Raw genomic sequence first — 588 nt, 5'->3', positions numbered from 1 at the left:
CCCTTCCTTAAAAATGATACCGCCACCGAGGAAGCCGATACCTGTGACTACCTGCCCGATAATTCGTGATACGTCGCCTCCTTTGGCATCTGTAATCATGATGGAGAGAAGCACATAGAGAGATGCACCGATGGTTACCAAGGTGATGGTTCGTAATCCCGCTGACTTGCTCCTCCATTCACGTTCAAAACCGATGATAAAGCCCGCTCCGATGGCAGCTAATAGGCGCAATGCGAAGTCAAGTGTACTCATATATTGATTTGATTATAGTTTTCTAGTTATTGGATTTCACATTTCTGTAAATATAACAACTTATTGCCACATTCCGTAATAACTACGATTAGGCTACGGATTTTACGCCTCAGAGGAGCCTATCGTAGGTCTCTTCTTTTCGAGGATTATCCAGTATCGAATCCTTTTTAACCACCCAAGGTACACTCCCATTTTGGGGTTTCTAGCTGCGAAAATAAGGTGGAAAAATAGGCTAAAATAGGGTTAAAGAGGCCTGTTTTATAACTAATTGAAATTCAGTGTTATATAAAAGCGTTTGCCGAGATGCAACTAAGCGTTTGCTTTGTTGCATCTCGG

At 42.3% G+C, this 588-nt stretch carries 1 protein-coding gene; it reads right to left on the bottom strand.

Annotation, left to right across the window (positions count from 1 at the left end; translation table 11 throughout):
* On the bottom strand, nt 1-252 hold a 252-nt coding region (locus QVO39_RS07200), incomplete at its 3' end, for an MgtC/SapB family protein (protein ID WP_288171906.1).
* Between the last annotated feature and the right edge of the window lie 336 nt (nt 253-588).

Source organism: Porphyromonas sp. CAG:1061 (assembly GCF_000435035.1).
Classification (GTDB): domain Bacteria; phylum Bacteroidota; class Bacteroidia; order Bacteroidales; family Porphyromonadaceae; genus Porphyromonas_A; species Porphyromonas_A somerae.
The sequence above is the reverse complement of the archived record's forward strand: the minus strand, read 5'-3'. Positions and strand labels throughout refer to the sequence as shown.